Here is a 14,164-nt window from a genome sequence, read left to right on the forward strand (position 1 = left end):
GATACCGGTAGTGTCGTTTTTCCGATATACAGGTCTGGATAACCCTTAGCGCGAAGCGGGCAGCTCGGTTTCGGCGTTCTGTCCGACTTCGTGGGCCGACATCTCGACATGGATGCGGGACGTCATCTTGAATTCAGAGCGGGGCTGCGTGCCCCCCTTGGTGTCGCGGGTGACATCCACAGTCCACTTGGCGACGCCGAAGGGAATCTGTTTCGTCCGCCAGATCGTGCCTTCGTTTTTGGAACGCGTCGTCGTGCTTTCGCTGCTGAAGGTCCCTTTGTAAGCCTGGGCGGTGACAGCGCCGGTGGGAATATCAACCATCGCTGGTTCGCCGACCGAATCCCACTGGGTGTAATGCTCCAGCATGGTGATCATGGGGTAGAACCGCAGCACGTTGGTTTTCAACGGTTCGACGGCCCGGTCGCCGACTTTGCGGTATCCCTTGACGATCGGCAGGAACGTGACCGGAATCTTGCTCTGATCGACAATCTCGCCGTTGATCGCTTTTTCCGGAATCAGCACTTTGTAGATCCGGGGACCGGAAACTCCAGGAGCAATGCCGGACTCGGTTGCTTTGCCGGTGGTGGTTTTGAATTCCAGCCAGCGGCAGGCCGTCTGCTCGCCTGCGAACTCGGCCATCTCGGAACCCACAGAACTGATTACCAGGTGCCGCGTCCATTGCAGTTTGACATTCAGGTCATTCGATTGAGGACCTGGCATCTCTTTTTCATAAGTGCCTTCAAAGCGAACCCAGGAGCCATCGGGAGGCAGTTCCCAGATAAGTCCCTGTGCGGGCAGCGCACTGGAAAAAGCAAGAACACAGATGACAGAGAGCAGAAATGTTCGGACAGACATCATTGCGGGTAAACCAGAGTTGTTAAGGAATCGGAGCGGGTCTGGCAGAGAACCATGCCATTCACAGATCTTAGTGTGACAAAAGCGCCATCCGCTGACAACACTTTTTAGTTTTTCCTGCCCGAAAATTCACAACCAGACCGGATTCAGCTCATATAACGGGAGCATCAGTCAACTCTTTCTTGACCGTGGTACGTTGTTCGACTTAGACTGCTTATAGTCATTAATACGATTTTAATGTTTGTGAGGCGTATCCGGTCTCCCGGCTGCTCATGCCTGTTCAACAGACAATACATGCGTCCCTCTATTGGAGATTCCTGATGTCATCCACTTTTCCAAACAAACGCTGGTTTGCACTCCTGCTGATCTGGGGATGTTGTTTCTGTCTGTTCCAGAATGTGGCCACCGCCGCGGAAGAGGAATCGAAGCCCATCCGCGAAAACTGGGCGCACATCATCATCAAAGGAGACTATCCCGAAGGGCCCCAGATGCCGGGACTGTTTGGTGATGTCACCGAGTCACTCTCCAAATTGACCCAGCGGCTGGAAAAAGCCTCCGAAGACAAATCTCTGTCCGGGGTGATTCTGCACATCAAAGGGACTTCTGTCGGCTGGGCCAAACTGAATGAAATCCGTCAGGCCATTCAGAAAGTCCGCAAGAATGACAAGAAGGTCTACGCCTGGATTGAATCAGGAATGACCAAGGATTATCTGCTCGCCACCGCCTGCGATGAAATCGTGATGCCCGAATCGGCTTCGCTGATTCTGCTCGGTCTACGGGCGGAAGTCAGCTTCTACAAAAACCTGTTCGACTGGCTGAATGTCAAACCCGATGTGTTACGCGTCGGTGAATACAAGTCGGCCGCCGAACCCTATACCCGCACCGACATGAGCCCCGCCTTCCGTGAAGAGATGGAAGCGATCCTGGACAACTACTACGGACAGATTGTCGACACGATTTCCAAAGACCGCGGTCTGGCCGATAGTAAAGTCGAAGCCGCCATCGATGCCGGTCCCTATATGGCTGCGGACGCAAAGGAGCGAGGTTTAATTGACCACCTGGCATACGAAGATCAGCTTCCGAAGCTGATTACCGGGGGAGACAAAAATAAAGACGTCAAAATCATCAAAAAGTATGCCAAGAAACGCCTCGATACCGACTTCTCCGGGATTGCCGGGCTGATCAAACTCATGGACCTGCTGGCCGGCATCGACTCCTCACAGCGGATCGGTTCCGGACCGCGCGTCGCCGTGATCTATGCGACCGGAGCCATCATGTCCGGTTCCAGCTCACAGGGAGGCCTCTTCGGAGTCAACGTGCTCGGTTCGGACACATTCATCAAAGCCGTCGAAAAAGCAGCTAAAGATGATCAGGTCAAAGCAATCGTCGTTCGCGTCGACAGCCCGGGCGGTAGTGCCCTGGCCAGCGACCTGATGTGGCGCGCCCTGGAAGAATCCGGAAAACCACTGGTCGTCAGCATGGGCGATGTCGCCGCCAGTGGCGGATATTACATCTCCATGGGAGCGGAACGGATCTTCGCCGAACCGGGAACACTTACCGGTTCTATCGGCGTCGTTGGAGGCAAACTGGCCGTGGAAGGCCTGTATAACAAGATCGGCATCACCACCAGTGTGATCTCCCGTGGTAAGAACAGCGGTACTTTCAGCCCGATGACCAGCTTCACCGAATCGGAAAAGGCCGCGGTCACCAAACTGCTCCATGCGGTTTATAAGCAGTTCACAGAAAAAGCCGCCGAGGGCCGCAAAATGAAATATGACCAGCTCGAGAAACTCGCCCGCGGTCGCGTCTATACTGGCGAGATGGCGCTGAAAATCGGTCTGGTCGATGAACTGGGAACCCTGGAAGAAGCCATCGAATACGCGCGCAAGCTCGGCAAGATTCCCGAAGGCGAGAAATTCGAAAAACTGATTCTCCCGCGTCCGACCAGCCCCTTCGAACAACTGTTCGGAACCGCCGATACCCAGAGCCGTCAATCCAGTCAGCTCTCAAACATGCTGAATCTGCTCTCTCCGGAGCTGGCACAGCAGTTGAAAAAGTTTGATTTGATCAATCTGCTGTCACGCGAGAAGACATTGACTATCATGCCGTTCGATCTTCGCGTAAATTAAGCAACAGCAGACTTAGCCGTTGATCGAATTAGGATCGACTAACTTTCAGAATCAGAATTCAGCAGGCAGGGAGACAGGATGTTTAAGGGCTTCAAAATCGCAGGTGGAAAATCATTCCTGGTGGTATTCACGCTGGTTCTGCTGGGAGGCATGACCGCATACGTCTCTGCAGACGAGAAGCCCCGGCTTGCCGACTACTACGGTTTCAAGCCGCTGGAACTTTTCAAGCTCTCCGATCGTTCTTCCAATATGCTCGCCGCCGACATGAACGGGGACAAGCTGAATGATCTGGTGCTGATTGACAACAGCAACAGCCGCATCGATATCCTGCAGCAGCGTACCGGCAACGAAGATCCGATGAGTGAAGAGGTCAGCGATGGCGTGAACTTCATTCCCGATGATGCCCGTTTCAAACACGTCAAGGTACCCGTCGATGTCTCCATCTCGGCACTCACGGTCGGCGACTTCAATGGCGACGGTCGCAACGATCTGGCATACCTCGCACTTCCCGATCGACTGATTATCCGTTACCAGACTGAAAATGGCGGCTGGTCCGATCGCAAACGCATTCGCCTGGCGGACCTGCAACCCACGCAATGGACAATCGCTGCCGGAGATCTGAACTTCGATCAGCGGACCGACCTCATCGTACTCGGTACCAATCACACCTACGTCATTCTGCAGGACGAGAAGGGCGACTTCGCAACGCCTCGTTCCATCCTGAATACGTCACCCAAGCTGGGCCTGGCCTCCATCGCTGACCTGAACGGGGATGGCCGCAATGACTTCACCTACGCCACGCGCGATGGCAAAGATCAGGTCCTCTGTGCCCGTCTGCAGAAACAGGATGGCCACCTGGGACCGGAAATCCGCTTTGAACTCTCCAGCCCCCGCTCGGTCACACTTTCAGAAATTGACGGCAAACCGGGTTCGGAAATCCTCACCATCGATTCCCAGACCGGTCGCCTCAAAGTACAGCAGCTGGAGAAGGCACAGTCGAAAGATGGTGAAATCTCCAAACGGCTCACACTCTACGGGTTCGGTGAAGAAGGTTCCGGACGCAACCGGGGGTTTGACCTCGGTGATATCAATGGCGACGGATTGACGGACGTCGTCGTTTCCGATCCCGAAACGGCACAGATGCTCGTCTACCTGCAGACCAAAGACCGCGGCCTGGACTTGGGGCAGACCTATCCCGGTCTGCTCGGAGTCGAACAGCTCCGCGTCGAAGACGTTAACGGCGACGGCAAAGGCGAAGTCTTTGTGCTCAGCGAGCGCGAAAAAATCATCGGCGTCAGTGCGCTGGACAAACAGCGGCTCTCATTTCCCAAAGTGCTGCCCATTAAAGGCGAACCACTGGCATTCGAACTGGCGGATCTCGACGGGAATCAGTCACCCGAACTGATCTATGTCGCGAAAGTCGGTGATAAACGCGGCTACAGATACCAGCTGCAGGCCCTGCGTCTGAACAAGGATGGCAGCTGGAGCGAATATCAGTTCCCCAGCGACCCGCCAAATCTGGATTCACCCAAGTCGCTGGTCAAACTGGATGCCAACGGCGACGGCATCTACGAGCTGATGGCCTTCTACGGGCTCTCCCGCTCACCCAAGATGATTACGTTAACGCCGAAACAGACTCCCCAGTTGATCACACCGTCCGGCGGAATTAACCTCGATGAAATCAAACCCGAGTCCATTTTTATCGGTGGTCCCAAACGGGACTGGATCCTCACCGCTCAGAACAACTTCGCCCGCAGACTGATTCTGAATTCCGACAATCAATGGCAGGTCGTTGATCAGTTCAATGCCCCCGAAAGCAAGGCCCGCGTGGAAGGCGCCGTGAATATGGATCTCGACGGAGAGCCCGGCGACGAAATCGTGCTCATCGATCTCGGTGTCCAGAAACTGCGGATCCTCCGTAAAGAATCCAACGTTTATCGTCCCTGGAAGGAAGTCGAAATCGGCGAGTTTCCGCTGCTCTCAGCGCACGTGGCTGATCTGAATGGAGACCAGCGGCCCGATCTGGTTCTCTTCGGTCGCGGTCAGTTCGGAATTCTGTATTCCGGTCAGACTCCGCCCACTCTCAAAGAGGTCGCCTCGTATGAATCGAAACTGCCCCAGGCCTACTTTACCGATTCCGTTGCGGGAGACCTGAACGGTGACGGTGCTCCCGATGTGGTCATTCTCGATCTGCGGACGCACCAGGTTGAAATTCTGAATTTCAAAGACAAACCAGGCTTACGCCACGCACTGAATTTCAAGATCTTCGAAGAGAAAACCTTTTCCCGCTCCAACCGGACCGGCATCGATCCCCGCGAAGCAGTCATCGCCGATGTGACGGGCGACAATCGCAAAGATCTGATTCTGCTCTGTCACGACCGCGTACTGCTCTACCCGCAGGATGATGGGAAGTAAGTTTCCCGTCGGCTTACATTTCTGAGGAATCGTGCATCGCATATTTCTGCGACAGGCGGTCCAGCCCCCAGACAAGCAGGGCCGCCACGATGATGAGTGCGATCGATGACCAGAACATCCCGCCAAATGATTCAGGCCAGATGTTTTCGTAAATCCGGTGCTTGAACGGAACCATTTCCGGAGTCTGATCGCTGGTATAAGGCGTGACATCCACCTTGAACGGCCAGATCCGTCTCAGCGAGCCAACCATCAGCCCGCACAGCACGGCCATCGTCAGTGTGTGATAGTTGTGCAGCAGCCAGCGGAGCACCTTGCTGAACAGAATCAGTCCCAGCAGGCAGCCCAGCACGAACACCAGCACCGTCAGCAGGCCGTTCCAGTCGATGTTTCCCTTGAGCAGTTCCCTGGGAATCGTCTTCAACAGTCCGGTCACATCGTGATATTTGCCCAGCAGAATCAGGATCAGTGCGCCGCTGATCCCGGGGAGAATCATCGCACAGATCGCGATCATGCCACAGAAGAAAACATACAGATTCCCTTCAGGCGGTTTTATCGAATGTTCCCCCACCAGAATATATACGCCAATCGTGGAGACAATGAAGGCCAGCACGTTCAGCACGGTCCAGCGCTGCACCATCTGGGCGACCAGGAAACTCGAAGCCAGAATCAGGCCAAAAAACAGGGATAGCGTCAGCTGCAGATGATAGTCGAGCAGGTAATGCATCAGGCTCGCCAGGCTGACGACCCCGGTCAGAATGCCAAACCCCAGGGGAATGATGAACCGCAGATCCAGGTGTCGGGCCGCAGCCGACCATTCGCGACGGAGCAGCATTTGAAACAGCCGCGCGTCACAGTGGCTGATCGCGGTAATCAGTCGCTGGTAGATGCCCAGGATCAACGCCACCGTTCCACCGGAAACGCCAGGGATAATATCGGCGCCCCCCATCAGCAGGCCCCGTCCCACCTGAACCAGGTCTGCACGCGCGGGAAAACGGGAAGGGGAACCTGGTTCAGACTGCTCGGAATCAGACATCGATAAACCTTGATCTAATGAACAAAAGAACTTCCAATCCAATTATTTTGCCGCCAGCAATTGAACCGGAGATATGGCATCAGGTATGTTTCATGGTGTTGCAGAGTGTAATCTAGTCAGACACATCTGAAAAGTGTTGATTTTCAAACCTCCATCAGCAAAGAGACAGACAGTATGAAAGGCCCCGGATTAAAGCTGGACCTCGATGTCAGGCGACTCTGGAAATGCCCGAAAACCGGTCAGACGATCCGTTTGAGCGGCGACGTGGTTGCCAAATCGACGCAGGTCAACGGGGAAACCGTCTTCATGCAGCTGATCGAGGAACAGCGAAAACTGCACGAAGATCCCTATCACTTCGATTTTGCTGAAACGGCAGAGAGCGATCAATCTTCCTCAGAGCGTGCTGCAGCCTTGGCCCGCTCCCTGGAATTTGAGCCTGCCGCGGAGCCCGAATCGATCACGGCGCAGGAAGCAGCCCCTCCCCTGGAAAGTTCTGAGCAGACAGAGTCGTCCGCCTCCGCAGAACCGGATCAGCCCGCGGAAGAGTCAGACGAATCATTCGGAGATGGTCTGATCTGATTCCACCCTGCAATCCCGTGCTCGATTTGATCCCCTCATTGTCAGCTGTTTTCAAACCCGGCGTCAGCCGTTTGGTATAACGCGGTCCATGTCACAAAAAGATATCATCATTACCGGTGCCCGTGAGCACAACCTGCGGAACGTCAGTGTGCAGCTGCCCCGCAATCGCCTGATCGTCATGACGGGCGTCAGTGGTTCGGGTAAAAGCTCACTCGCCTTCGATACCCTCTACGCGGAAGGGCAGCGGCGGTACGTCGAATCGCTCTCCAGCTATGCCCGGCAGTTCCTCGGACAGATGCCCAAGCCCGAGGTCGACTCCATTTCGGGACTGGCACCCTCCATCTCGATTCAACAGAAGATGAGCGGTCGCAACCCGCGCAGTACTGTCGGCACCATCACCGAAATCTATGACTATCTTCGCGTGCTCTTCGCCCGGGTCGGGCAGGGCTACTGTGAAAAGTGTGGCAAGCCGATCACATCGCAGAGCAGCGAGCGGATTATCGATTCCATCGGCCTGATGCCGGATAAGACCCGCTATTCCATTCTGGCGCCGCTCATTCAGCAGCAGAAAGGGGAATACAAAGACCTCTTCGAAGATCTGCTCAAGCAGGGCTTTCTGCGGGCCCGCGTTGACGGACGCATGGTCCAGCTTTCCGATCAGCTGCAACTCGATCGCCAGATGCGGCACACCATCGAAGTGGTCATCGATCGCCTGGTCGCAGGCAAAGTCAGTCGTTCCCGACTGGCCGAATCGGTCGAGCTGGCACTCAAAATGTCGAACGGTACATTGATTGTTGTTGAGGAAGTCTCGTCAAAATCGCAGCCGGGACAGCAGGAGACAGACCAGCCCGCCCCCGAAAAACTCTACAGCTCGCGCTACGCCTGTGCCGATTGTGGCATCAGTTACGAACCACCCACACCGCAGCTCTTCAGTTTCAACAGTCCGCTCGGGATGTGTGGCGAATGTAACGGGCTCGGAATGCGGTACGACTTTCCGCTGGATGCGATTCTCTCCAGCGAGACAAAGTCGATTCTAAAGGGGGCCTTCGAACTGCTGGGGCCCTTGAGCAAAGTCGGCAAGTGGCGACGGCATATCTACCAGGGCGTCGCCCGCTCCATCGAACGCGACCTGAAAATGGAGGAAGACAGTTTCCTCAAAACCCCCTGGAACGAACTTCCCGAAGCGGCTCAGCAGCAGTTCCTGTTTGGAACGGGGGAGCGGAACATCACGTTCAGCTGGCGTCATTCCGGCGGGGTCTGGAAGCACGGCGGCACCTGGGACGGTTATGTCGAAGAGCTGCTGGAAAGTTATCGCAAAACCAGTAACCCGATGCGTCGGAAACAGCTCGAAAAATATATGGATTTCGTGCAGTGCTCCAGCTGTCAGGGGACCCGGCTCAACTCGCAGGCACGACACGTCCGGATTGCCTCGCTCAGTTATGCAGAAAAGGAAGATAAGGACCCGGTCACCAGAACGCTGCCGGAAGTCTGTGCCTTCAGCATCGAAGAAGCCGCCCATTTCTTCGAGACGCTGGACCTCGATCAGACCGGCCTGCTGATCGCAGAAGAAGTTCTCAAAGAAATCCGCGGGCGACTCGGCTTTCTGCTGCGTTGCGGACTGAATTACCTGACCCTCGATCGCACAGCACCGACTCTTTCCGGGGGAGAAAGCCAGCGGATCCGACTCGCCGGTCAGATCGGCTGTGGACTGGTCGGCGTGGTCTACATTCTCGATGAACCCTCTATCGGCCTGCATCCCCGCGACAATACCATGCTGCTGGAAAGTCTCTGTGATCTTCGCGATCAGGGCAATACCGTCATCGTGGTTGAGCATGATGAAGAGACGATGCGGGCCGCAGATCATATTGTGGACTTCGGCCCCGGCCCCGGTGTACGGGGAGGTTACATCGTCGCGGAAGGCACGTATCAGAATGTCCTCAAAGCCAAAGAGAGTGTGACAGCTGCCTTCCTGTCAGGCAAAGAGAAGATCGAAATTCCGGAAACCCGCCGCAAGCTGGTCAAAAAAGAATCGCTCCACATTAAAGGCGCCAAACATCATAATCTGAAAGACATCGATGTGCGGATTCCCACGAAAGGGGTGATCTGCGTGACCGGCGTCAGTGGATCGGGCAAGAGCTCTCTGATCAACGATATCCTCTGGCCAGTCTTAAATAAGAAGGTCAATAAAGGGAAGGGCAACCCCGGCGAACATCAGAAAGTCACCGGTCTGGAACTGATCGACAAAGCCATCGACATCGATCAGTCTCCCATCGGCCGAACTCCGCGTTCGAATCCTGCGACTTATGTCAAAGTCTTCGACCTGATTCGTGACCTGTATGCCAAACTGCCCGATTCCCGCATGCGGGGCTACAAAGCAGGACGCTTCAGTTTCAACGTGCCCGGCGGACGATGTGAAGCCTGCGAAGGCCACGGTGCCAACAAGCTGGAGATGGACTTCCTGGCGGATGTCTGGGTCCCCTGTCCGGTCTGTGAAGGCCGTCGTTTCCATCACGAAACCCTGGAGATCCGTTACAAAGGCGCGAGCATCGCGGAAGTCCTCGACATGGACATCCAGCAGGCAATCGAACATTTCCAGAACGTCCCCAAGATTCTGAAGCTGCTCGAATCCCTGCACGATGTCGGCCTCGATTATCTGAAGCTCGGACAACCCTCGCCTACACTCTCCGGCGGTGAAGCCCAACGGGTTAAGCTGGCCCGCGAACTGGGGAAACGCTCCACCGGAAACACCTTTTATCTGCTGGACGAGCCGACCACCGGTCTGCATTTTGCAGACGTCAAACTGCTGCTCAAGGTCCTGCACCACCTGGCCGATGCCGGGAATACGGTGCTCGTCGTCGAACATCACCTGGACGTGATTAAAACCGCAGACTGGGTCATCGACCTGGGACCCGAGGGGGGCGAGGGGGGAGGCCGGATTCTGATCGAGGGCACACCAGAAGAAGTCGCCGCCTGTCCCTGGTCTTATACGGGGCTCGCACTGAAAGAACAGACCGACCTGGTCCCTGCCAAGCCACCTGCAAAAGCCAAAGGCAGACAGACCCTCACGCTCAATAATCCGCACCATCGCTGGCAGTCCGCCGTTCCGAAATCCAACGGCGCCTCTCCTAAAGACAGCCGGGAGATCACGATTCGCGGCGCCGGCCAGCACAACCTGCAGAATCTGGATGTGCAGATCACCCGCGACCAGATGAACGTCTTCTGTGGTCCCAGCGGAAGTGGTAAAAGTTCACTGGCGATGGATACGCTCTACGCGGAAGGCCAGCGGCGGTATGTCGAATCGCTGTCAGCCTATGCCCGGCAGTTCCTGGGACAGATGCCCAAACCCAAATTCGAACACATTCACGGCCTCTCCCCGGCGATCGCCATCGAGCAGAAAACCACCGGCCATTCTCCCCGTTCCACGGTCGGCACGGTCACGGAAATTTATGATTATCTCCGCGTACTCTACGCCCGACTGGGAAAGATGTACTGCCCCGATTGTGACGTTCCCGTCGAGACACAAACCACCGACGAAGTCATCCAGCGAATTCTGGATATGGAAGAGGGGACGAAGCTGCTGATTCTGGCTCCCGTCGATATCAACGTCGGGCAGGCATACGACACGCTCTGGGAGAAACTCAACACGCAGGGCTTCCGTCGTGTTCGCATTGACGGCACCACTTATCGCCTGGAAGACGTTCCTGATATTGACCGTCGGCGTCGTCATGAAGTCGAAGTTGTGATCGACCGCATCACCGTGGCTGCCAAAAACCGCTCCCGCATCGCAGACTCTGTCGAATCAGCGCTGGCTCTCGGGGAAGGGCTGATGTATGCCTGCTACTGTGAAGACGATGTGCCGGAACCGGAATGGGATTTCGAAACGTTCAGCCTGTATTACTTCTGCGAACAGTGTGGCCAGAGCTTTGAAGAGCTGACGCCCCACAATTACTCGTTCAACAGTCCTCTCGGCTGGTGTGAATACTGCGAAGGCCTTGGAACCGAACTGGGTACGAACCTGTCGGAACTGATTCCCGATCCGAACCGGAGCCTGGGCGAAGCCGCGGTCGCCGCCTGGCCCGATCCACGCACTAACGCCGCGTTTGCTCAGACACTGGAAGCCATTGCACGGCAGTTCCGGATTCCACTGGACGTCCCCTTCAATCAATTGACGGTCAAACAGCAACGCGTGATTCTCTACGGCGACGAAGAACGCTGGATCCCCCTGGATGAGAGTGGCAAAATTCAATTCCAGTTTAAGGGGCTCTACCCGGCGATTGAGGAAGCGTCGCGATTGTCATTCGCGTTCCGCAGTCGTCTGCATGAGATGACTGGCGAAGTGCCCTGTTCGGTCTGTAATGGCAGCCGCCTCCGTACGGATGCTGCCGCCGTCCGCTTCCAGGGAAAGACGATTGGCCAGTTCTGCGATCTGCCGCTGCAGGCCGCCCTCGACTTCATCAAGCAGGCGAAACTCAACAAACGTGAAAAACAGATCGCCGGCGACCTGATCAAGGAAGCCACCAGTCGTCTGCAGTTCCTCGTCGATGTGGGGCTCGATTACCTCACCTTGAGCCGCCCGCTGCCGACACTTTCCGGGGGAGAGAGTCAGCGCATTCGTCTGGCCGGTCAGGTCGGACGTTCGCTGACCGGGGTGCTGTATGTGCTGGACGAACCGACCATTGGTCTGCATCCGCGCGATAACACTCGCCTGATTAACACGCTGAAAAAACTGCGGGACATCGGCAATACAATTGTGATGGTCGAGCATGACCGCGAAGTGCTTGAAGCGTCTGACTGTCTCTATGATTTCGGACCCGGTGCCGGCCGCTTTGGCGGGACGATTGTCGGAAAAGGTTCCCCAAAGCAGTTGAAGCGTAGCAAAAAGTCTATGACCGGTCAGTATCTGGCCGATCAGAGGACGATTGCCATCCCCAGTGAGCGGCGTGTGATCTATGAAAAACAGGGGAAAGCAGACGTTCCGCTCTCGCCCACCGGACACTGGCTGGAACTGACCGGCGCCCGCCACCACAATCTGCAGTCCGTCGATCTTCAGATTCCGCTCGGCTCATTCACCTGTATCACGGGCGTTTCCGGGTCGGGTAAGAGTTCGCTCATCGAAGAAACACTGGCCCGGGCCGTGACGAAAAAACTGCATCGCGCCAAGGAAGCCCCTGGTCCCTACCAGGATCTGCTGGGACTGGATCAGATTAATAAAGCGATCATCGTCGATCAGCGTCCCTTGGGGAACACCCCCGCTTCGAACCCTGCGACGTATACCGGCGTGTTCGATCAGATCCGCGAACTCTTCTCGCGACTGCCGGAAGCGAAAGTACGCGGCTATCAACCCGGTCGCTTCAGCTTTAACCGTTCCGGGGGCCGTTGTGAAGACTGTGAAGGCAACGGTCAGCGGTGCATCGAGATGCACTTCCTGCCCGATGTCTGGGTGACCTGTGAAACCTGTAACGGCAAGCGTTACAACCAGGAAACGCTCTCGGTCAAATACAAAGGCAAGTCCATCGCGGATGTGCTGGAGATGTCGATCGGCGAAGTCGCGGAACTGTTCAGCAATATTCCCGCTATCCGACGCACGATGGAAACCCTGTGCGCGATCGGCCTGGATTACCTCACCCTGGGACAGTCGGCGCCCACTCTCTCCGGCGGTGAATCGCAGCGGGTGAAACTGGCAGCAGAACTTGCACGTCCCAACACCGGAAAGACACTCTACCTGCTGGATGAACCGACGACCGGTCTCCACTTTGACGATATCGCCAAGCTGCTCAAAGTCTTGAACAGTTTGGTGGAACTCGGCAACACGGTAATCGTCATCGAACACAATCTCGATGTGATCAAGACCGCAGACTGGCTGGTAGACGTCGGTCCGGAAGCCGGTAGCGGCGGCGGTCAGATCATCGCCGCCGGCACACCCGAAAAACTGGTCGAACATGCGAAGGCTTATCAGAAACAAACGAAATCCCGGAGTACCCGCAAATCAAAACAGCCGGTCCTGCTCCGCTCGTATACCGGCGAGATTCTGCAGCCGATTCTTGCTTCCGGTCAACGGACAGAGCGTGAAGTCTTCGATGCACAGAGCCTCGGCGAAAAACAGGAAGGGGACCTCGATCTGAAACAGATCGGTCGTGACGCCCAGATGCCCTGGCAGCAGGATGGTCGTCGCTGGCATACCCAGGATCATGTTTCGCTTTCCGGTGCCGCCTGTCAGTGGGAAGGGGCCGCACTCGAATCGATCATTGATTTCATCGAGAACAAGGACGGCTTCGGCGAGATCAACTGGAACCATCGCAGCATTGTCGAAGTCAACGGCCCGGTGAAAAAGCAGGGCTGGTTCCTGCACGCGAACACCGGCGATGAATGGCTGTTAAGGCTCTGCTTCCGCGTCAAACGCAATACGTTCCAGCAGGAACCGCTGCGGGAGCAACTCGCGTTGAAGTCGCTGGACGATCTGGATGAACTTCCCATTTACGGGCGGTCCAATCGGGTGCGGGTCAAAAATCTGAAGGGACCCTGGCAGGAAGTCACCCTCACCATCCACTGGCTGGAAGAAATCGAAACACCGGCCTTCCAGGATTTTCTGGAAACGGCGGCAGAATCGTTCCTGGGGCTGATTCATCGCGAGGAAATTAAACCGGACGAAATCATGCCTTGGAAGGTGCTCAAAAAGAAATGGCATCTCTCCCGTAAAGGCTTCCCCAATAACAAGCGGGTTGCCTGGGATCCGGAACTGCTGGAAAGCCTCTTCGAGGTGTTGGAAAAGACGTATGCTGATTCGTCGATTCAATGGGACAGCAAATCACTGGTCAATTTTGTTCAGGCCGGCAAACGCAAACCGTTTCTGACAATCCATACGAAGCGGCGGGAAGGGGTAGATGTCACTTTTCGGGCCGCCGATGGAGAAATTACTCTGGGTAAAATTGCTGATCTGGGAAGTGAACGCGAAATCAAGACCGATTCTCGCGGTAAAGAGCAGGCCCGAATTCGCTTTACGAAGTCAACACAGGTCGAATCGAAGGCATTTCAGCAACTGTTGAAGTCAGTCAGCGACTGAGAGAAACCATAAACAGACACTGTTATACCAGTAGTAAATCCCCTCTCTGGGGAAAAGATGTTGACGAATTTTCAATAAACAGATACGATAATC

6 protein-coding genes are annotated in these 14,164 nt (G+C 55.6%); 4 read left to right on the forward strand and 2 right to left on the reverse strand.

Annotated elements, in window-relative coordinates:
• Nucleotides 1-45: 45 nt before the first annotated feature.
• A complete protein-coding gene (locus tag F1728_RS21865; protein ID WP_155365845.1) occupies nt 46-858 on the reverse strand; it encodes a hypothetical protein in 813 nt (270 codons plus the stop codon).
• A gap of 317 nt (nt 859-1,175) precedes the next feature.
• Between F1728_RS21865 and sppA the strand changes: the two genes are divergently transcribed.
• Nucleotides 1,176-2,984 (forward strand): signal peptide peptidase SppA, encoded by a 1,809-nt coding sequence (gene sppA, locus F1728_RS21870; RefSeq protein ID WP_155365846.1) that lies wholly within the window; start codon nt 1,176-1,178, stop codon nt 2,982-2,984.
• 78 nt (nt 2,985-3,062) lie between these two features.
• A complete protein-coding gene (locus tag F1728_RS21875) occupies nt 3,063-5,399 on the forward strand; it encodes an FG-GAP repeat domain-containing protein (protein ID WP_155365847.1) in 2,337 nt (778 codons plus the stop codon).
• 13 nt (nt 5,400-5,412) lie between these two features.
• Here F1728_RS21875 and F1728_RS21880 read toward each other — a convergent pair whose 3' ends face one another.
• The gene (locus F1728_RS21880) at nt 5,413-6,432 is read right to left on the reverse strand and encodes a DUF368 domain-containing protein (RefSeq protein ID WP_155365848.1); all 1,020 of its coding nucleotides are present in this window, start codon (nt 6,430-6,432) and stop codon (nt 5,413-5,415) included.
• A 174-nt stretch (nt 6,433-6,606) separates the two neighbouring features.
• Between F1728_RS21880 and F1728_RS21885 the strand changes: the two genes are divergently transcribed.
• Both F1728_RS21885 and uvrA read left to right on the forward strand, forming a co-directional pair.
• Nucleotides 6,607-7,011, forward strand: a complete 405-nt coding sequence (locus F1728_RS21885) for a hypothetical protein (protein ID WP_155365849.1) — start codon at nt 6,607-6,609, stop codon at nt 7,009-7,011.
• Between the two features lie 88 nt (nt 7,012-7,099).
• The gene (gene uvrA / locus F1728_RS21890; RefSeq protein WP_155365850.1) at nt 7,100-14,071 is read left to right on the forward strand and encodes an excinuclease ABC subunit UvrA; all 6,972 of its coding nucleotides are present in this window, start codon (nt 7,100-7,102) and stop codon (nt 14,069-14,071) included.
• The last annotated feature ends 93 nt before the right edge of the window (nt 14,072-14,164 follow it).

Source organism: Gimesia benthica, assembly GCF_009720525.1.
Lineage (GTDB): Bacteria > Planctomycetota > Planctomycetia > Planctomycetales > Planctomycetaceae > Gimesia > Gimesia benthica.

Bases quoted from the DNA above. Each gene is read 5' to 3' on its own strand.
- F1728_RS21865 (WP_155365845.1), bottom strand. From the start codon at position 858: ATGATGTCTGTCCGAACATTTCTGCTCTCTGTCATCTGTGTTCTTGCT.
- sppA (WP_155365846.1), top strand. From the start codon at position 1,176: ATGTCATCCACTTTTCCAAACAAACGCTGGTTTGCACTCCTGCTGATC.
- F1728_RS21875 (WP_155365847.1), top strand. From the start codon at position 3,063: ATGTTTAAGGGCTTCAAAATCGCAGGTGGAAAATCATTCCTGGTGGTA.
- F1728_RS21880 (WP_155365848.1), bottom strand. From the start codon at position 6,432: ATGTCTGATTCCGAGCAGTCTGAACCAGGTTCCCCTTCCCGTTTTCCC.
- F1728_RS21885 (WP_155365849.1), top strand. From the start codon at position 6,607: ATGAAAGGCCCCGGATTAAAGCTGGACCTCGATGTCAGGCGACTCTGG.
- uvrA (WP_155365850.1), top strand. From the start codon at position 7,100: ATGTCACAAAAAGATATCATCATTACCGGTGCCCGTGAGCACAACCTG.